General features: G+C 39.4%; 17 protein-coding genes. 7 read left to right on the forward strand and 10 right to left on the reverse strand.

The window, feature by feature from the left end:
* Positions 1-86: 86 nt before the first annotated feature.
* The gene (locus JOC48_RS02970; RefSeq protein ID WP_239584152.1) at positions 87-1,130 is read right to left on the reverse strand and encodes a Gfo/Idh/MocA family protein; all 1,044 of its coding nucleotides are present in this window, start codon (positions 1,128-1,130) and stop codon (positions 87-89) included.
* Between the two features lie 69 nt (positions 1,131-1,199).
* Entirely contained in the window at positions 1,200-1,958 is a 759-nt protein-coding gene (locus tag JOC48_RS02975; RefSeq protein ID WP_204497558.1) for a sugar phosphate isomerase/epimerase family protein, read from the reverse strand.
* A gap of 310 nt (positions 1,959-2,268) precedes the next feature.
* Here JOC48_RS02975 and JOC48_RS02980 point away from each other — a divergent pair, with 310 nt between their 5' ends.
* The 4 genes from JOC48_RS02980 to JOC48_RS02995 all read left to right on the forward strand — a co-directional run bounded on the left by JOC48_RS02980 (position 2,269) and on the right by JOC48_RS02995 (position 5,359).
* On the forward strand, positions 2,269-2,823 hold the full coding sequence (locus JOC48_RS02980; protein WP_204497559.1) for a helix-turn-helix domain-containing protein: 555 nt from the start codon (positions 2,269-2,271) through the stop codon (positions 2,821-2,823).
* An 85-nt stretch (positions 2,824-2,908) separates the two neighbouring features.
* The gene (locus tag JOC48_RS02985) at positions 2,909-3,265 is read left to right on the forward strand and encodes a cupin domain-containing protein (RefSeq protein ID WP_204497560.1); all 357 of its coding nucleotides are present in this window, start codon (positions 2,909-2,911) and stop codon (positions 3,263-3,265) included.
* 30 nt (positions 3,266-3,295) lie between these two features.
* Positions 3,296-4,531 carry a Tm-1-like ATP-binding domain-containing protein gene (locus JOC48_RS02990; protein WP_204497561.1) on the forward strand — a complete coding sequence of 412 codons (1,236 nt, stop codon included), beginning with the start codon at positions 3,296-3,298 and terminating at the stop codon, positions 4,529-4,531.
* Positions 4,532-4,534: 3 nt separating this feature from the next.
* Positions 4,535-5,359, forward strand: a complete 825-nt coding sequence (locus JOC48_RS02995; RefSeq protein WP_204497562.1) for a phosphoenolpyruvate hydrolase family protein — start codon at positions 4,535-4,537, stop codon at positions 5,357-5,359.
* Positions 5,360-5,576: 217 nt separating this feature from the next.
* Here JOC48_RS02995 and JOC48_RS03000 read toward each other — a convergent pair whose 3' ends face one another.
* The 5 genes from JOC48_RS03000 to JOC48_RS03020 form a co-directional block, all read right to left on the reverse strand.
* Complete coding sequence (locus tag JOC48_RS03000; protein WP_204497563.1) at positions 5,577-6,440, reverse strand: sugar phosphate isomerase/epimerase family protein; 864 nt, start codon at positions 6,438-6,440, stop codon at positions 5,577-5,579.
* 34 nt (positions 6,441-6,474) lie between these two features.
* Positions 6,475-7,449 (reverse strand): Gfo/Idh/MocA family protein, encoded by a 975-nt coding sequence (locus tag JOC48_RS03005; RefSeq protein ID WP_204497564.1) that lies wholly within the window; start codon positions 7,447-7,449, stop codon positions 6,475-6,477.
* Positions 7,446-8,456: a Gfo/Idh/MocA family oxidoreductase gene (locus tag JOC48_RS03010; RefSeq protein WP_204497565.1), complete on the reverse strand. Its 1,011-nt coding sequence runs from the start codon at positions 8,454-8,456 to the stop codon at positions 7,446-7,448. The genes JOC48_RS03005 and JOC48_RS03010 overlap by 4 nt, the downstream gene beginning before the upstream one ends.
* A 361-nt stretch (positions 8,457-8,817) precedes the next feature.
* A complete protein-coding gene (locus JOC48_RS03015) occupies positions 8,818-9,714 on the reverse strand; it encodes an SDR family NAD(P)-dependent oxidoreductase (RefSeq protein ID WP_338024221.1) in 897 nt (298 codons plus the stop codon).
* Between the two features lie 182 nt (positions 9,715-9,896).
* Entirely contained in the window at positions 9,897-10,724 is an 828-nt protein-coding gene (locus tag JOC48_RS03020; protein ID WP_204497566.1) for a sugar phosphate isomerase/epimerase family protein, read from the reverse strand.
* Between the two features lie 603 nt (positions 10,725-11,327).
* Between JOC48_RS03020 and JOC48_RS03025 the strand changes: the two genes are divergently transcribed.
* Positions 11,328-12,641, forward strand: a complete 1,314-nt coding sequence (locus JOC48_RS03025; RefSeq protein ID WP_204497567.1) for an amidohydrolase family protein — start codon at positions 11,328-11,330, stop codon at positions 12,639-12,641.
* 225 nt (positions 12,642-12,866) lie between these two features.
* On the opposite strand, the gene JOC48_RS03030 is transcribed toward JOC48_RS03025, so the two are convergent.
* A complete protein-coding gene (locus tag JOC48_RS03030; protein WP_204497568.1) occupies positions 12,867-14,060 on the reverse strand; it encodes a helix-turn-helix domain-containing protein in 1,194 nt (397 codons plus the stop codon).
* Positions 14,061-14,299: 239 nt separating this feature from the next.
* Between JOC48_RS03030 and JOC48_RS03035 the strand changes: the two genes are divergently transcribed.
* Both JOC48_RS03035 and JOC48_RS03040 read left to right on the forward strand, forming a co-directional pair.
* Positions 14,300-15,301 carry an ABC transporter substrate-binding protein gene (locus tag JOC48_RS03035; protein WP_204497569.1) on the forward strand — a complete coding sequence of 334 codons (1,002 nt, stop codon included), beginning with the start codon at positions 14,300-14,302 and terminating at the stop codon, positions 15,299-15,301.
* A gap of 35 nt (positions 15,302-15,336) precedes the next feature.
* A complete protein-coding gene (locus tag JOC48_RS03040; protein ID WP_204497570.1) occupies positions 15,337-16,158 on the forward strand; it encodes a sulfite exporter TauE/SafE family protein in 822 nt (273 codons plus the stop codon).
* 168 nt (positions 16,159-16,326) lie between these two features.
* Here the strand turns inward: JOC48_RS03040 and pdxA are convergent, their stop codons facing one another.
* Both pdxA and JOC48_RS03050 read right to left on the reverse strand, forming a co-directional pair.
* Entirely contained in the window at positions 16,327-17,322 is a 996-nt protein-coding gene (gene pdxA / locus JOC48_RS03045) for a 4-hydroxythreonine-4-phosphate dehydrogenase PdxA (RefSeq protein WP_204497571.1), read from the reverse strand.
* On the reverse strand, positions 17,315-18,610 hold the full coding sequence (locus JOC48_RS03050; RefSeq protein ID WP_204497572.1) for a four-carbon acid sugar kinase family protein: 1,296 nt from the start codon (positions 18,608-18,610) through the stop codon (positions 17,315-17,317). Before JOC48_RS03050 ends, pdxA begins: the two co-directional genes overlap by 8 nt.
* Positions 18,611-18,633 lie beyond the last annotated feature (23 nt).

Consider the following 18,633-nt stretch of genomic DNA (forward strand, 5'->3'; position numbering starts at 1 on the left):
TCATTCACTTTCTTAGCGGGATTTCTTTACAATGAGTGAGGAAGCATAGCTATGCTTCACATAAACACACTCCAACGATCAGGCTATTAATTAACTTCTAGGTATTCACTACTTTTTAATGTTCCATCTTCATTGAAGTAAACAATCCGTTGTTCTTTGTCTGATAGATAAGCAGCTTCTAGCAACGAGATAGTTTTCAGGTTATCTTCTGAACTATTTGGAGCGCTTACATTTGTTTCTAATGAATCAAGCAATTGTCTCAATCCTTCAAAAGCTGATTCCGGTTTAAGCTTTTGTCCTCCTGTTGGGAATTCCCATGTTTCCACGGGGTCTTTTGAATCTTTTTGATAGAGTGACACATCGTTATAACCCCCAACTAATGTACCGTTTTCACCGACAACTACTAGCTCATTAGTTTTGTATGCAGAAGATAAGCTTTGAGTATAAGTGACCGCTACATCATTCTGGAACAATATTTGTACAGTAGAGTCTGTATCACCAACACAATTTACAGCTGGAGAAGAATAGGTTTGACACACTAAACTCTTTGCTTCACTTCCTAAAATCCATCTAAAGCCATCAAACCAGTGAATACCCATTACCGACATAGAATTTCTTGCGCGCTCTGTTCGCCAACCTTGGTCTTGACGAAAAAAATAGTCATGAAATCTAACGGATGAAACAGCACCAATCTTGTTGTCTAAAATGAGGTTTTTCACAAAATCAAAGCAATAATGGGTTCTAAAATTTTGATCGATGCTAACCGGAACCCCGTGCTTTTTGGCATAATCTGTAATCTCCTGTGCCTCTTGAAGCGTTTCACAAAAAGGCTTTTCACAAAAGATCGGAATACCTGCTTCAATCAAAGGGAATAAAACTTCTTTTCTAATCGTTGAAGGTGTACATACAACCGCAACATCTACGTTCGCATCCGCAATGAAATCATTTAAACTAGTAAATCGATGGTCAATTTCATAAGCATTCGCTCTTTCATTGAGAACTTCTAAGTTTGGATCACAAATTGCAACTACCTCTACCTCACCCTTGTGTTTTTTCAACCCATCCAAATGCATTCTTGTGACATTACCAGCTCCAACAATACCAACTCGATAAACTTTTTCTGTTGACAAAAATACCCCACCTTTTACATTTTTATTTTAAGAAAATTAAGAAAACTAAATATATATTTTTCCTAATTTTTATAATGGCAGCTTATTTAATCCCTTTTTCATGTGATTCAAGCATTCTTCCATACCACCTATTATGGTTCCGCCACTTTCTTCATCTGCTGAAATCCATCCATCATATCCAATTTCATTAATCGCCTGAAATATTGGACGGAAATTGATTTCACCATGGCCGAGTACTTTCCAATCTCCTCCTGCAAAATCTTTCATATGGAAATTATCAACCCTGTCTTTAAAACTACTTATTACCTCTGCAATGTCGGTGATACCTGATTTATATAAATGTGCTGTATCGATCGTTAACTTCACTGATTCATCTACATTTTCAAAGAATATATCGAAATCATCTCGATGCATGACTGGTTGGTTATAATGGTGATGAAGGGATAAAACTACACCATATTGCTCGTTAGCCTCTTGCCCTAACTCGGATAAAACTTTTGCATAGTTTTTTATATCTTCATGTGTGACTTGATTTCTCGGTATGCCATGACAAAACACAATTCGTTCTGTCCCAACCCGCTGAGCAAATTTTAATAGGTCTCTTAAGTCCTGTTGATTTTGATCATCTAACTTACCACCAAAAATTAGTCCCGACGCAACACCTTGGTGATTTTCCCACAACTCATTAAACTTCTCTGATTCACTAATAAAAGGTGCATATTGGGTGTGTTTTAATTGCAGACCATCATACCCAATCGATTGATAATGACCGAAAAGTTCGTCACGTTCCTTTTCAGAAGCCGTTGGTCGTGAAAATGCAAACTTCATATTATTCCCCCTTTGTATTTTTGAGAAAAGAAAAGGCATTATGTAAGAATCACTAGTTGTAAGCGGATACAAAACGATTAATTAATTTTTGCCCTTTCCTTTCAATTGATGAGTCAATTATAATTCAACTAAGTTGAATAAACAACCCATTTTTTTAATTTAAATAAACTTTTTTTGTATTTCTAACCTTAAAAATACATAGTATAATAGTGTTTAAGTTTTAGAATTTTTAGTAATATGGTATTTTATCCATAACAATGTATCTTCACATTAAACATGAAACGAAAATAGTAGAAGGGAATTAAACACAATGGATTTAGGACCTAAATTAGGAAGGCAAATAAGATATATACGAAAACAACAAAACAGAACACTCGACGAGGTCGCTGCTACATGCGGATTCAGCAAAAGCCTCTTATCAAAGATTGAAAACGGAGTAACTACACCACCAATCGCTACCCTTATGAAGATAGCGGAAGCTCTAGGAGTAACCGTATCGGATCTTTTAGAAGAAAATAAGGAAATAGGCACCATCTACACACAAGCATCCACCTATAAAAATAGTGACAAACTAATCAAAACAGATAAAGGTTATTCTTTTTATGCTTTTGCAGCAGCAAGACAGGATAAAATAATGCAACCCTATTATTTCGTCGCAAAGAAAAACGAGGTGTATAACCATGCGTTATCACATAAAGGTGAAGAATTCGTTTTTGTATTAGAGGGTGTAATGAAATACAAAGTAGGAGAAATGGAATACACGCTAGGACCAGGGGATTCTATATACTTTACATCGTTAGAAGAACATACGTTAACCCCCATTTCAGATGAAGTAAAGTATATGGCGATTTTTAGTTCTGATTAATCTGAAAATTACCTCTTGTTTATTCAACTAAGTTGAATTATAATAAACACATGTTCCTAATAATAAACTTTAAGAGGAGGCTATTATGGCTACTATTACAGATTTGAACAAAGAAAAACACATCCTTGATATGGATTGGGGGAAAATCCAATGGCTGTGTGGCCAGCAAATTGATCCTGACTGCGAAATGACATTCGGAATGGTTTATATCGACGCTGGCAAATCTAATCCAAAACATATGCACCCTAATTGTGAAGAAATTATTTTCGTATTATCAGGAGAATGTGATCATTCACTTGGTGATGAAGTTCATCATTTAAAACCTGGTATGATGTTACGAATCCCTCGAAATGTTTGGCACGATGCTAAAGTTACAAGTTGGGAACCTTGTCGCATGTTAATTATGTACTCATCTCCAGACAGACAAACAGTTGGTGAATAATATCAATACCGTTGAGAGAGGAGAAAAAGGATGGCAGGAAAAGTTGTATTAGTTGGTGCGTTAGATACAAAGGGAGAAGAATATCTATTTGTAAAAAACATTCTAGAGAACCAAAATATTGATACAATTACTGTGAACACTGGCGTATTGGATGAACCACTATATACACCTGAGATATCATCTGACGCTGTCGCTCGTGCTGGTGGAAGTGACTTAAATACACTAGTTAAAGCAAACGATCGAGGGAAAGCGGTTGCAGTAATGACAAAAGGCGCAAAAGTGATAATGGAACAACTAATTGATCAGGAAGAGGTTGCTGGAGCATTTGGTATGGGTGGAACAGCTGGTACTACAGTTGCTTCCTCTGCCATGCAAGCAATCAACGTCGGAATCCCTAAGATTCTAGTTTCTACCGTCGCTTCTGGAAACACCAGACCATATGTAGGCGTTAAAGACATTATGATGATGTATTCGGTGATTGACATTGCTGGAATCAATACGTTGTCTAGTAAAATATTAAGTAATGCTGCTTACTCCCTGGTAGGAATGGTTCAAGCGAACAAAAATGGAAGCGTTGTCAATAGTGATAAGCCGATGATTGGAATGACGATGTTTGGTGTGACCACTCCATGCTGTACGCAAGTCAGAAATAAATTGGAGGATTTAGGTTACGATGTGTTAGTTTTTCACGCAACCGGATCAGGCGGAATGGCAATGGAAGAACTAATTCGGGCTGGTTTCATCAAAGGTGTTGTGGATGCTACGACTACAGAATTAGCTGATGAATTAGTAGGCGGCGTTTTTAGCGCAGGACCAAATCGACTTTTAGCAGCTGGTGAATGCGGCGTTCCTCAAGTAGTTTCCGTAGGAGCATTAGATATGGTTAACTTTGGACCGCCAGAAACAGTTCCTGATCAATTCACTGACCGTCAATTCTATCAACATAATCCAACTACTACTTTAATGCGAACGACAGTCCAAGAAAACAAAGAACTAGGAAGACAAATAGGTGAAAAGTTAAGTAAGTCCACTTCTCCTGTTGTCGTTGTATTTCCTAAAGGCGGCGTTTCTATGCTAGATAAAGATGGGAATGATTTTGATGGCCCTGAACAGAGAGAGGCATTGTTATTAGGAATGAAAGAAACAATTCGTACAGATATTCCATTCATAGAATTAGAGGAAGACATTAATGATTCCGTTATTGCAAACAAGATGGCAGAGACAATCCACGAATTAATGAAAACAACCAATGTAAAGGAGGTTTAACCATTGGCTCTAAGTCGAAAACAAATACTAAATAATTTAAATAATCAAATAAAAGAGAACAAAGCAATTATTGGCGGTGGGGCTGGTACCGGTATTTCTGCAAAATGCGCAGAAGCCGGCGGCATTGATTTAATCATCATCTATAACTCTGGAAGATACAGAATGGCAGGAAGAGGATCTTTAGCAGGACTCATGCCATATGGTGACGCTAACCAAATTGTAGTAGAAATGGGAAGTGAAGTACTGCCAATTGTAAAAAATACTCCTGTTCTAGCTGGTGTTTGTGGTACCGATCCGTTTCGTTCGATGGACGTATTTTTAGATGATTTAAAACGACAAGGATTTGCAGGGGTGCAAAACTTTCCTACTGTTGGTCTTTGTGATGGTACATTCCGCCAAAACCTTGAAGAGACAGGTATGGGATATGATTTAGAAGTAGAAATGATTCGCAAGGCTCACGAAATGGATTTATTAACAACTCCTTATGTATTTAACGAAGAAGACGCGGTAAAAATGGCTGAAGCAGGTGCAGATGTACTCGTTGCACACATGGGATTAACAACGAAAGGAAGCATTGGAGCAAGTACAGCTTTATCATTAGAAGAGGCAACTGACCGGGTCCAAAAAATTCATGATGCCGCTAAGACAGTTAACCCTGATATTATTGTTCTCTGTCATGGAGGACCTATCTCTGAGCCAGAAGATGCTGAATATGTATTAAAGAATACAAATGGAGTCGCAGGATTCTTCGGAGCATCAAGCATCGAACGCCTACCTACCGAGAAAGCAATTACAAGTCAAGTAGAAAACTTTAAAGCAATTAAGTAATTTAAATGATTTCATTCTTGTAAAAATACCAAATCGACATAACTGTCGGTTTGGTATTTTTATTATAAACATTCGATTTATTCCACAGAAAAATAACTAACACACGCCATCTGTCCTCCCACGAAGGACAAATGTCTTTTTAGGGGGTCAGACCCCTTTTACACGAAATCGAACCAGCACCGATTACTCCAACTTTTATTGTCATCATCATCTCTCCTTATAGTTCATTCCAATATCGCCGGACATTATCCATACTTATTTTGGACGCTTGTTTACATTCCTCCATCCCTTCAAATTCAATCGAAATGTAGCCGTCATAGCCCGCGTCTTTGATTACTTTTAATACTTCTCTTATATTGATATCTCCATGCCCAGTAATCGCCCCGCGTAAGTAAGCACCAGATGTCGTGTTCAGCCATCCCTCTCCAGGATCTGTATCGGCAGGTCGATAATAAAAATCTTTGATATGAACCATGGATGCAAATCCGATATTTTTCTTGACCGCGGCAACTGGTTGTTCATCTACACATAAAAAATTCCCTGTATCTAATGTCGTTTTAAAATTAGGACGATTGGCTTGATGAATGAGCGTCTGAACTCGATCACTCGCCTGGACATGGTAGCCATGGTTTTCTACACTTGTCGTGATACTATACTGGGCTGCATAGTCAGCAACTTGCTGACAGGCATAGACAAGCTTCGGTAAATCTGCTTCGAATTGCTTGATAGATGTCTCCTCCATCGGCCTCATCGCAACATCATGACGCATGAGATATACCCCTAGACGGTTAGCTATGTCAACTTCTTGCTTTACTCGATCAATTTCTTCTTGATAGGCTTCTTCATCTTCTGTTATAAAACTGGAAGCGATTGCATAATTAGAGATTTCAATCCCTGCCAACTTCGCCCTTTCCCGAATCGCGTCCACTAAAGCAGAATCCTCCAATTGAAATCCAAGATTCGGTACAATCTCAATATGCTCACCACCATTGTCTGCAACCCATTGAATCGCATCTAAAATTGTCATTTCTCCCGTTTTTAAGGCAGAAAATAGACTGTAAGAGCTAATCCCTATCTTCATTTTTTCACACCTTCCTTCCCGTACTCCCCGACCATTAGTTTAGAATAGCAACTGGCTGTTTCTTTTCCGATGACTCGTATGCTGCCATCGCAACTTCCAAAGCTCTCAAACCATCTTCCCCAGTAATGGAAGGAGATTTTTTTTCACGAACGGTCGTAATAAAATCCTCCACTAAAGCTTGGTCCATGTTGTCACCCCAGAAATTCCATTGTGTACCATCGTTACTGTATACATTTGTTTTTTGGGCAAAAGCATCAACAGCTAACGTCCCATTAGAGCCGATAATTTCCAATGTCACATCACCCCATGTTGGGTAATTCTTATTTCGGGACCAGCTACAATCTAGGGTAGCGAACATGTTATTATCAAACTCCATCGTTAGCAATCCGCAATCATCAATATCATAATCAGAGATCATATTGTCGACTTCTGCATACACTTCCTTTACTTCAGCACCTGTATACCAGCGCATAATATCAACGACGTGTACAGTATGGTCAATCACTGCACCGCCACCTGATTTCGCTTTATCTACAAACCAGCCGCCTGGATTTGTCCCGCGATTGGTGCCTTTCATGGCAATGATATTTCCTAGCTCTCCACTCTCGATTACTTTTTTCGCATTGGCTATTGGTGTATTGAAACGGACTGGAAATGCAGTTTGAAGAATCACGTTGTGTTCTTTACAAACAGCAATCATCGATTTCGCATCTTCAAGGTTAGATGCTATTGGCTTTTCACATAAAATGTGCTTGCCTTTGTTGGCTGCTGCAACGACATGCTGATAGTGGTTACTGTTTTCAGAGGTAATCACTACCGCCTCAACCGGTTGTTCTAGTAACTCGTGATAATCAACATAATGAGTGGTGTTGAATTGTTCAGCGACTTTTTGCCCACGGTCTTTTTCATCATCCGCGATCCCAGCGATTTCCACCCCTTCTATTTGGGTTAATGCTTGCGCGTATCCGTAAGCATGGCCGTGTGCAAAACTAATAATTCCTACTTTCATCGAATTGACTCCTTTCCTTTGCTATCCATAACGACTGGCTTTCCTTTTTCAATCGATTCTAAAGCAGCCAACGAGATTTCCATCGCTTTATACGCATCCTCTGCTGTTACAATTGGCTCTTCGTCGGTTTGAATACAATGAATAAAATGCTCTAACTCTTTGTAATATGGATTATCTTTTAGTGGACTTTCCGGAACAGCAACCCCGCCATCTGAAGTGCTGACGTTTGTATTGGCTACCACTGGGGCGACTTTTGAACTATCATATTCGATAATGCCGTCTCTTCCAGCAAACTCGAATTTAGTTGTAAAATTCTGATGTGCCCACGTTCCCTCCACATGGGCAATAACGCCACTCTTGAATCGAAGTGTCACGAGAGCATACTCTACTTTTACATACACTCTTCCTCTACTGCTTTTGGCATAGACACGATCCACTTCACCAAAACACCATCTCAAGTAATCAAAATCATGAATAACCATATCTAAAATTAAACCACCGCTATTATTAAAGTTAGCATACCAATCATTAGAGGCATTCGGGAAACCTCCGCCTCTTGTCGTGCGTACAACTGCCGGATTCCCTATTTTATTTTCAGCAATTAACTGCTTGGCTTGCACATATTCCGGAAAAAATCGAACCACGTGGCCAGCAAATAACTTCACGCCTTTCTCTTTGCAATAGGAAATCATGTCTCTTGCATCAGACAAAGATCTTGCTAGTGGTTTTTCACAGATGACATGTGAACCGTTGTCCGCTACCTTCTTCACGTATTCTTTATGAAGTGGGGTAGGTAAACAAATGGAAACAGCATCAATCGCATCTAACTCTTTTACAGCCTCTTCATATGTATGAAAAGCCTTTGTTCCCAAAGTTTCAGCCAATTGACTCGCTTTGGAATAGTTAACACCAACAATTCCAGCTAAATGAACATCCTTCATTTTTGAATAAGCATTGGCATGCGTACTTCCCATTGTCCCTGCTCCAATAACCAATGTGTGTAACACAAAGCAACTCTCCTTTATCTTTTAATTGACTAGTATCTGGCAAAAAGAAAAAAGGTCATTTCTCCACTACTAACGAAGTAATGACCTATATCATTCCCATTAACTTAAATTAAAACTGCAAGACAAGCATTGCATGACCATCAAGGACGGTAACACTGGTATGAACATAGCCTTCTCGATATTCAAAAGAAAGCACTTTCTCATCTGGAGCCAACAAAACCTGATTTGGTTTTTTATCTGATTCCCAAGGTCGAAATTAAAGGATAGGGTACAGTTTATAAATACCTCGTCCCTCTGTTTAAATTCCCGCTGTGTGTCCTCCCACGAAGGACAAATGTCTTTTTAGGGGGTCAGACCCCTATTACCTCATTAGTGTTCCTCCGTTGATTTCAATGGTTTCGCCGGTAACAAAGCTGCTTAAGTCTGATGCTAAATACAGTGCAGCACCGCTGACATCGCCGGGGATTCCCTCGCGTTTCAGAGGTGTAGCATCTACCGTTTTTTTACGGTCCGCATCTGGAGTGAACGTATCGTGGAAACTAGTCTCTCCTATTAGTCCCGGTGAAATATTATTGACCCGAATAGGAGCAACTTCTTTTGCCAGTCCTTTTGTAAAGGCCATTAGCCCGCCCTTAGAAGTTGCATAGGGGACCGCTCCCTGTCCACCTCCATTTTGGGCTGCCAATGAAGTAATATTTATAATGTTACCGTCACGCTTCATTGTTGGAAGTACTGCTTGTGTAACCAAAAAGGCACTTGTTAAATTCAGATCGATAATCTTATGCCATAAATCTTCACTTGTTTCTTTGATGGGTGTCCGTTTTACCAGACCACCAGCGTTATTGATTAAAATATCAATTTGACCATTAAAAAAGTCTGATGTCTTATTTACTAAATCGGTTATCTCATCCTTTATTAATACGTCAGCTTTAATGGCAGTTGCCTCTACATTTTGTTGTCGAATGGTATGTACTGTATGTTGAGCTCCTTTTTCATTACTATAGTAATGCACAACAACATTTGCACCTGCTTTAGCTAAGTCAATAGCTATTTGACTGCCAATCCCACTGCCAGCCCCTGTAACTAGTGCATTTTTCCCCGTAAGATCTATCTTCATAATAGCCACCATCCTTTTTATTTTTGTAACCGTTCTAAAATCCATATTTCCATACTCACTAGTGGAATCACCACGAAAGAGCTGCCCCTCATTGGACAGCCCCCTGATTAACAGAAAACGCTTCCATCTTAATGGTATCATTTGATTTCTGAAAATTCAATTACTTGAATTCCATCATTTTTCCAGAAAAATTTTATAAATTCTGCTGACGATGTAAGGTCGCCCCCTATACTCCTGACCATCAGGAAGGACAACCTTCCTACAATTAAATCTTAAGAAAAAAACTCACATTGGGATAGGATCTTTCCCCGCCCCCCGCCAAATTACAAATATCTCTTTACTATTTTCTTCACCTGTTCTATCTCTTCCCATTGGTCCTTTGTTCCACCAGCAACTAGGGTGATCGGCCCTTCGTAGTTATGCTTTTTTAATAGATCTAAAGATCGACAAAATTCAACTTCATTCAACTCACCATTTTCATTGTATCTCGGTTTGGCATGAATGGATTCGGAAACTGGGATTGTCATTTCTAACTGACTATATTTGTTGTCTAATTGATAGTTACCAAAATCAGTGACTAAACCTAAATCCCTTCCAACATTTTCTTTTAAAAATAAACAATTCTCTGCTGTAGAAGCTAACGGCTGGAAGTTTTCTGTTACAATCCTTACTTTCTTCTTTTTTCCATATTGTATCAATTCTTTTAAACTTTCTAATGAGCGCACCAATGCACCCCTGTCAGTTGGAGAAGCTTCCCCAGCAATTACTCGAACTCTTTCTGCACCGACACGAGACGCAATATCAATCCAATCTTTGATAAATTCAACATCAGACTGGCGACGTTTTTCATCGCTGCTGCTGATATCACCATAATCGATCAAGAGATTATAAAACAAAGTCCCCGAGCGATCAAATGCCTGTTTTAAAGCAGTTAAATAGCCTTCATCTGTTCTTGGAAAATGAAAATGGCAAACTTCTAATGCTTTAAATCCCTTTACATATGCTAGCTTCGGTAAATCTAACAACGAGATTTTTTCAGCTTTTTCATCTACTACGACCATTTGTTTTTCTTGCTCTGAATCCCAACGCGTCCACCTTAATGGACCAAGATTTTCATTTAAACTCCAGGTGGTCAACGATAAATAAGGCATGCTCCATCTCTCCTCCCATTGGTTTATACCGAGTGCTGTTTTATTTTCGTTACTAATTAATACTATTCAACAGAATATCAAACTATCCTACTTTATATGTTTGAAAAGTTTGGAAATGTACTCAAAGGGAGGATAACCGGTTATGATTTCTGCTATAGATTTTCAAATCATAAGGAAATGGGCCCCTATTCTATCTTCCAGGCAAAGAGGCCCCTCAAGAACGAGAGTACCACAACCCGATTCTTCAACCCCCCCAAAAATCCCCTTTTTCACGAGCGATGACACCCACCCAACTTTCCATAAAATGGTTATTTTCATCAATGTTCGTCACTGGGTGGTATTTGGGTTAGTTTTATTGACGATATTCATTCCCATTGCTATTTTTAGAATATAAATAAAGCACATTTTAGGTCGTCACTGAAAGGAGCGAATGGTAATGAAATCTAGCAGCAACAGCTACATAACGGATCAATTTAATAGAAGCGTGGTAAAATTATGAGTGTCAATTCCACCCTTAAACCTGAAGACTTTCAAACTCAGAATCTCTTACTTATTCCCGAATACGTCATACTTAGACAAGATGCCATAAAGAACTATGCGATATTGGTCTCAGATGGACGGTTCACCGATGTGGGCCCGGAAAGAGAATTAATCAACCGCTATCCAGACAAAAAACAAATACAACTTCCCGGAAAAATCATCATGCCTGGTTTCATTGATGCCCACCACCACCTCACCCAGTCGTTTGGAAAGGCACTAGCATTTGGAGAGCCTTCTGAAATCTTTCGACGCATCTGGGTACCACTAGAGCGTCATCTGGATCAAGAACTTGTCTATCTTGCAGGGAAGTTAGCCGCTCTTGAGTCACTTCGCGGTGGATTTACGACAGTGGTAGATGCAGGAACACGAGCAGAAGTAAAGTTAGATCCTCTAGTACAAGCTGTTTCCGAAGCTGGAATCCGTTGTGTGCTCGGGTTGATTTGCAATGACAAAGTCGGAGAGCAAAAACCCTCTGACATCCTCAAACAAGCGGAAAAGCATCTATACCGTTGGCCTGATGATGGTCTTATTCATCCATCACTGGCAATCTCGATTCCAGAAGTAGCTTCAGACGACATGTTATATGCGGTAGCATCTTTATGTAAGGAAGCAGGTGTCGTCTTTCAAACCCATGTCAATGAACACCTAGCTGCTGTCGAACGCTCTTTAGTTGAGCGCGGCTTAAGGCCACTGGAACACTTATATTCCATTGATGCACTACATTCCCATACACTAATTGCTCACGCCACTTTGTTGACTTCACATGAATTATCCTTATTAAAAGACACAGATACTGCGGTTGCGTATAATCCTGTTGCGACCCAATGGAAAGGCAATGCAACTGCGCCAGCTATGCTCATGCATGAGATGGGCATCCGCTTTGGAATTGGTACAGACAGCACAAGGAGTGATGGGTTCCGATTAGTCGATGCTGCTGAAGCCACACAACGGATCGCATTTGGTCTAGGTTCGGGGGATTTTTCTACTGGTGGAGGCTGGCCTTGGCTCGACCATGCTACGACAGGTGGAGCAGAAGCAATCTCACTTTCTGACATTACAGGGGAAATTGCTAAAGGAAAAGCAGCGGATTTCTTAATTGTCGATATCGATGTACCTGAATTCCATCCATCAAGAGACATTATTTGGGAACTAACGCGATACGGAAATAAAGATCAAATCGAAGCAGTGTTTGTTGCTGGTCAATTACGATTGTGGCACGGGTGGCCAACCGATTGGGATGGAAAAGCATTAATGCGTGAAGTTTCACAACGGGTAAATGAAGCAATCGACCAGGCGCCTATTCAAAAAATTCATCCATCATCCACAGAACACCATAGACTTTACCAAGCATTTCTTGATAATAAAAGGAAAAAGTAAAAATTGGTGATTTCAAGCCTTACACAGATAGCTCCTTCGTTGTACTTTTTCTAAAAAATATTTACTTTTTATAACAAATCAAAGCAGAACCACCTCTTTAACTTAAAGAGAAAAGGTTCTGCTTTTTGTTTAAAATGAATTCGGAATTAATTTTTTTGACTCATTGTTTGACATTCTTTCAGCTATGCCTGAAAGAATCTTAAAGTATCAGCACTTACCTGTAAATTAATACAAAATCTCTGTATCCCAGCTACCCTCTAGTGGATTTTCTACACATCTAGATAAATTCATCCGTTTAGAAGCCTCCCCTAAATAGTAACCTCTAAACCTATCTTTGAATGTGTTTTCTCCATTCAAATTAATCCCTCGTGAGTTGTATTGCGATAGATTTTGTAATGTTTGTAAGTCTTTACGATATACTGCTGCGTCCCACCTTACATTCGAGATAATTTTTACTGCAATTTGAAAATCTATATCCGTGCACTTACTTACAATTTTAGCTACTCTCAAAGGATATTTTTGTGCAATATGATGGGCACGAAGATGAGCCTTCATATAAGCGATGACGACATCCTCGTTCATCTGCGCCCAATGATCTTGAGTTACTAAGCCCGTCAAGTAATCATCAGCATCTTCAAAGGTAATACAATTTGCACCTTGTGTTTGCAAGAGACTTACATAAGGTTCCCACATAACACTAGCTCCAACACCTTTTTCCATGATGCTTTGAAAACTCAAATTCATGTCTTGATGGACAATCTCAACATCTGCATGTTCTCTACCGGCTAATAATCGATTTAATCGGTAGCCAGCACTAGAATTCATGACCGTAGAAATCGTTCCTCCTGTTAAATCTCCAATTTCTTGATAACCAACTCCTTTTGGTAACACAATCGATATCCCTTTGCTTTGAGCAGTTTTGCCGTCAAACCCTAATAAAACAGGATGATAATTCGGAAAGATTTTACTTAATTGATTACTCAATATAATTGGATAGTCTCCTAAAGAAGCAATATGGATGTTTCCTGCAATCATGCCTTCTACTAATTCCAATCCATTCGTAGCGTTGCACCATTCCACATCATTTTTTCTCGAAGGATTAATATCCTGTAATTCTTCTTCCAGTAATCCAAGCTTTTTTATAATTAATGGGCTCCACATATGTGCTGTTTTACTTTGATACCCAATCTTAATCGTTTTGGTTTCATGGGAAGCGCTTTTGTTCTTTTCTGTATCGATGACGGTTTCTTGACTGTGAATCCAATCCTCCACCTTCTCTTTATCAAAGAAAATTTCTTTACCAATTTTAATAAAAGGTAAACCCTTATGCTTACGCCATCGATCAATCGTTGAGCGACTAACATGAAGGACATCAATTAACTCCTGCAACGTCAATAGATTAAATCTATGATTAGACATATGCTCGTTCCACTCTCCCACGCAAAAAGCTATTCTATTTTTCATTATAAAATAAGATTCATTTCCATCCTTCTAACTTGTTAATTTTTCTGACAAAAATAGTTGGTAATAACTGGTCGTATTCATCAATGTTCGTCATTCATCCACACACATTCACATGATGTGTGAATTATATTGACCCGTAGATTTAATGATGCTAACTTTAGTTTATCTTCAAACAAGGGGGAGGATTTTTTAAAATGAGAAATTTTCTTAAAACTATAGGTTGTGCGGTATTACTGTCGGTAGGAATCATTGGTTGCTCACAGGACGAACCAAATCAAGCGAATGCAGAAAGCCCGAATCAGGAAGATGAATTAATCTCTGTAAAACAATTAACCAATTGGTTTGCTCAGCCTGATTTCGGAGGTCAATATGCAGCATTGGAAGAAGGGTATTATGAAGATGTAGGGTTAGATATGACGATTGAATCAGGCGGACCACAAATCTCTGAAATTCAAATCGTAGCTTCCGGCGAGGCAGACTTCGGTATGGCTACAGGCGATGAACTGTTAGCTGCTCGTCAAGAAGGTCTTCCTGTTGTCGCAATTGCAGCGCTATTCCAAGTCAATCCACAAGTCCTTTTATATCATGAAGGTCAAGACATCGAGGATTTTAATGACTTAAACGGGCGAACTGTTTTTGTAGCACCCGGTGTCATGTATTGGGAATACCTAAAAGACGCTTACGAGCTTGGCGATGTTAATGAAATGGCTTTTTCTGGACAGTTTAATCAATTCATCGAAGACGAAACAGCTGTAAGTCAGGCCTATCTTACTACCGCGCCGTATAATTTATCAAAACAAGGAGTGGAAACAGAATATCTCCTAGTTAATGATTCAGGTTATGAAACGTATGCTGACGTACTGTTTACGACAGAAGACTATATTGAAGAACACCCTGAAATCGTACAAAACTATGTAGAAGCTAGTTTAAAAGGCTGGGACTACTATAAAACAAACTATGAGGAGATCAATAAAGTTATCCTAGAAGAAAATCCCGATTTAAATTTAGATGCAATGAAATATAGCTCCGAACAGTTGATGGACTTGGTGTTTGGAAGTGATGCCGCTGAACATGGCGTAGGATATATGAGTAATCAAAAATGGAAAAAGCTAGCTGGTCAATTAAAAGATATTGGGATATTAACAGAAGATATCGATGTCGAAGAAGCCTTTACTACTGAATTTCTTCCAGAATAATGCCAATCAAAGGGAAGAAATGAAAGGAGAAAACATTGCAGGATACAGAGAATCATAAAAAATCAAACAAAAACAACAGAGGTATCATCAGTATGATTGGTCTATTCGGTGGATTTTTTGGAGGTCTTCTCGGGATTGGCGGCTCTTTTCTCGTCATCCCTTTCCTAAAGGGGGTCATCAAAATTTCCCCACATAAAGCGCATGCAACAGCATTACCAGTTGCCTTTGCATCGGGAATTTCCGCTTTAGGCTTTTATTTTACTTCTGGACAAGTAGACATTGGTCTTAGTGTTTACGTGATGATTGGTTGTTTAACAGGTGTAATGTTTGGTTCGAAATTAATGAACTATGTAAAAGGAAATCTATTGAGCCTAATGTTCGGTTTCTTTCTTTTAGCACTTGCCGTTGTGTTTGCTTTACCGATTAGTCCAATCTCTCCAATGGATAGTCACACTGATTTATATACGATAACGATTTCTGTGATTTTAGGTCTATTCGCAGGCCTATCTAGTGGATTGTTTGGAGCCGGGGGAGGAACCATTCTAGTACCAGGCATCGTTCTTTTGTTAGGGGTAGGGGAACATATGGCACAAGGAATTTCCTTATTAGTCATTATACCAACCACCTTGCTCGGCACTTGGATGCATTATAAGCAAAAAAAATTATCCTTAACAGTCGCACCTTGGCTAACCATCTCTTCCTTTGCCGGAGGACTACTCGGTGGATTCTTCGCCATACTCACACATGTTACCATATTAAAAAGTTTAATTGTCATAGCACTGTTATACATTGGATTTGACAATATAAGAAAGAATTTACGTACTAAGAAAATATCATCTGTAAACCAAACGATGTGAAAAGGTATATAGGGAAAGAAAGGTAGAGGGAAAATTCCCTCTACTCCATACCCATCGACAAAATTTCGGGTGGCGACAGTACTCCCCTTAAGAATAAAAAAACCAAGGTTAATGTGTCCTCCCACCAAGGACAAATGTCCACGGAGGGGGTCAGACCCCTTTTCACGCTTACTTCTTTGGGGCGAGCTCGATTGCTTGGCGAAGTGCTTCTAGCATGCTTCCGTCATCGACAATGCCTTTTCCTGCTATATCGAATGCTGTGCCGTGGTCGACACTTGTTCGGATGATTGGTAGTCCGACGGTAATGTTTACACCTGCTTCGAGACCAAGTACTTTGATTGGACCATGCCCTTGGTCATGATACATAGCGACAACGATATCGAAATCACCGCGTTGCGCACGGAAGAAAAGTGTATCAGCTGGAAGGGCACCTTCTACATTAATCCCTTCTTCGGTTGCGCGTTTAATTGCAGGATCGATTTTCTCTTCTTCTTCCCCATTGCCGAACAAGCCGTTTTCTCCTGCATGCGGATTAATACCACATACGCCGATTTTCGGCTGCTTAATTCCTGATTTGGAAAGTGTATCATGTGCTAAGCGAATCACCTTATAGACACGTTCAGGCTCAATCTGATTAATAGCATCAATAAGTCCTATATGTGTCGTAACATGAATCACTTTTAGCTTTGGAGAAGACAGCATCATCGAGAAGTCTTTAGTATTCGTTAAGTCAGCTAAAATTTCTGTATGACCAGGGTAAATATGTCCCCCTTTGTGCAACGCTTCTTTATTTAATGGAGCGGTACAAATTGCATCAATTTTAGCGTCATTTGCAAGTTCAATTGCTGTTTTCAAATATTGAAATGCTGCATTTCCAGCTTCACCAGATACTTGACCAAACGGAAGATCTGCTGGAAGTAAATCTAAATCAACACAAACAATTTCGCCAAACTCCGCTGTGAATGCTGCATGACGATCGACTGTTTTCACCGTAATATCAGCATTGAAAATCTCTGCAGCTCGTTCTAGCATTTTAGCATCCCCAATTACAATCGGATGCACCTGATCATATATCTCTTTATTTTGGAGACTTTTCACAATAACTTCTGGACCGACTCCAGCAGCGTCTCCCATTGTGATTCCAATAATTGGTTTCTTAGTCATTTTTTTGTTCCCCCTTCAATACTTGCATGGCATGATAAATCGACTCCTGTTTGCCAAAAGCACCAGCCTTCGTAACTACTTTAAATTCTTTGACTGTACCGATTAGCGTTCCTAGTGGAATACCTGCCTCGATTTGTTTAATCAACCGGAAACCAATTCCACCTAACTGGCGAGCAGTATCCTTAGCCGTATCTCCACCGGTTAGAACTAAGCCAGTAACAACGTCATTTTTTTCGGTTACTCCTGCTACAATTTCACCGATACAGCGAGAAATTCGCTCTCCAATTTCATAGCTGGACAAACGCAAATCAGTTCCAAGCTGTTTCACTTGTTTACGAACTTGGTCGTTTGATGGAACATAGATAACAATATCATTGCCTGCTTCAAGGCCATCAACACACCCCTCAATAGATTGTGCTTTTATTGTTTCCCAATTTTCCGTAAACATTTGTGTTGGATCCAATTGTACAGCCGTGACATCTTGTTGTTCTGCTGCAAATTTCACTTGACTTTGGGTTACTTGTGAAAGACTTCCACAAACCGTCATAACCTTTGCCGAATTCGTATAGGAACGTTCTTCGATTTTTTGTTCCATCCCTAAGACCCCCGGAAGAACTTCTGCTAAGCCAGCTGAACCAGCCCAAGCAATTCGATCAGAAATCCTTGCCACGTGTTGTGCCATTTCTTGTAAATCAGCTTGCGATTCGGCATCACACACAATATAGTGAATATTTTCTTGTTTGTATGCTTCTAGTTTTTCACGAATGGAAGATTCTGTCAGATCTTCTTTTGTTAGCAATCCTACCGATTCACCTATTTCATTTTCTATCAATCTTGGAATATAGGATTCTGTAACTGGGTGTTTTGGATCTTTAGAGACTTCTGTATCTGATAGTTTCACACCATTGACATAGTGAACACCATTTATCGTTGTTCTTCCATAGGCAGGAAATGCAGGTGCAATGATAACAAATTCTGGTGAAAATACCTCATAAAGCGCTTGTAGTTCTGTACCAATATGACCTCTTAGCGTCGAATCCATTTTTTTATAAACATAACGATAACCAGCCTCTTTAAGAAATAAAGAGGCCTTTTTAGTTATCAGTTTTGCTTGTTGATTCGATAAAGCTCGGGAATTGGTATCAATCACTAGTCCACTATCCAGATTCGTCGTGTGTTCAGGAATATCAAACAAGACCGACGTATTCATCCCTTTTTCAGTAAGCTGAACACCACTATCATTAGCACCAGTTAAATCATCTGCAATGATTCCAATTAGTTTTTTCATGTTGATCCCTCATTTTATCGAAT

Origin of the sequence: Aquibacillus albus, assembly GCF_016908325.1 — a bacterium.
In the GTDB taxonomy this organism is placed as follows: Bacteria; Bacillota; Bacilli; order Bacillales; family Amphibacillaceae; genus Aquibacillus_A; species Aquibacillus_A albus.

What these genes read in the sequence shown, in the direction of transcription:
- JOC48_RS02975 (WP_204497558.1), bottom strand. Translation starts at nt 1,958, where the DNA reads ATGAAGTTTGCATTTTCACGACCAACGGCTTCTGAAAAGGAACGTGAC.
- JOC48_RS02980 (WP_204497559.1), top strand. Translation starts at nt 2,269, where the DNA reads ATGGATTTAGGACCTAAATTAGGAAGGCAAATAAGATATATACGAAAA.
- JOC48_RS02985 (WP_204497560.1), top strand. Translation starts at nt 2,909, where the DNA reads ATGGCTACTATTACAGATTTGAACAAAGAAAAACACATCCTTGATATG.
- JOC48_RS02990 (WP_204497561.1), top strand. Translation starts at nt 3,296, where the DNA reads ATGGCAGGAAAAGTTGTATTAGTTGGTGCGTTAGATACAAAGGGAGAA.
- JOC48_RS03000 (WP_204497563.1), bottom strand. Translation starts at nt 6,440, where the DNA reads ATGAAGATAGGGATTAGCTCTTACAGTCTATTTTCTGCCTTAAAAACG.
- JOC48_RS03005 (WP_204497564.1), bottom strand. Translation starts at nt 7,449, where the DNA reads ATGAAAGTAGGAATTATTAGTTTTGCACACGGCCATGCTTACGGATAC.
- JOC48_RS03015 (WP_338024221.1), bottom strand. Translation starts at nt 9,714, where the DNA reads ATGATACCATTAAGATGGAAGCGTTTTCTGTTAATCAGGGGGCTGTCC.
- JOC48_RS03020 (WP_204497566.1), bottom strand. Translation starts at nt 10,724, where the DNA reads ATGCCTTATTTATCGTTGACCACCTGGAGTTTAAATGAAAATCTTGGT.
- JOC48_RS03030 (WP_204497568.1), bottom strand. Translation starts at nt 14,060, where the DNA reads ATGTCTAATCATAGATTTAATCTATTGACGTTGCAGGAGTTAATTGAT.
- JOC48_RS03035 (WP_204497569.1), top strand. Translation starts at nt 14,300, where the DNA reads ATGAGAAATTTTCTTAAAACTATAGGTTGTGCGGTATTACTGTCGGTA.
- pdxA (WP_204497571.1), bottom strand. Translation starts at nt 17,322, where the DNA reads ATGACTAAGAAACCAATTATTGGAATCACAATGGGAGACGCTGCTGGA.
- JOC48_RS03050 (WP_204497572.1), bottom strand. Translation starts at nt 18,610, where the DNA reads ATGAAAAAACTAATTGGAATCATTGCAGATGATTTAACTGGTGCTAAT.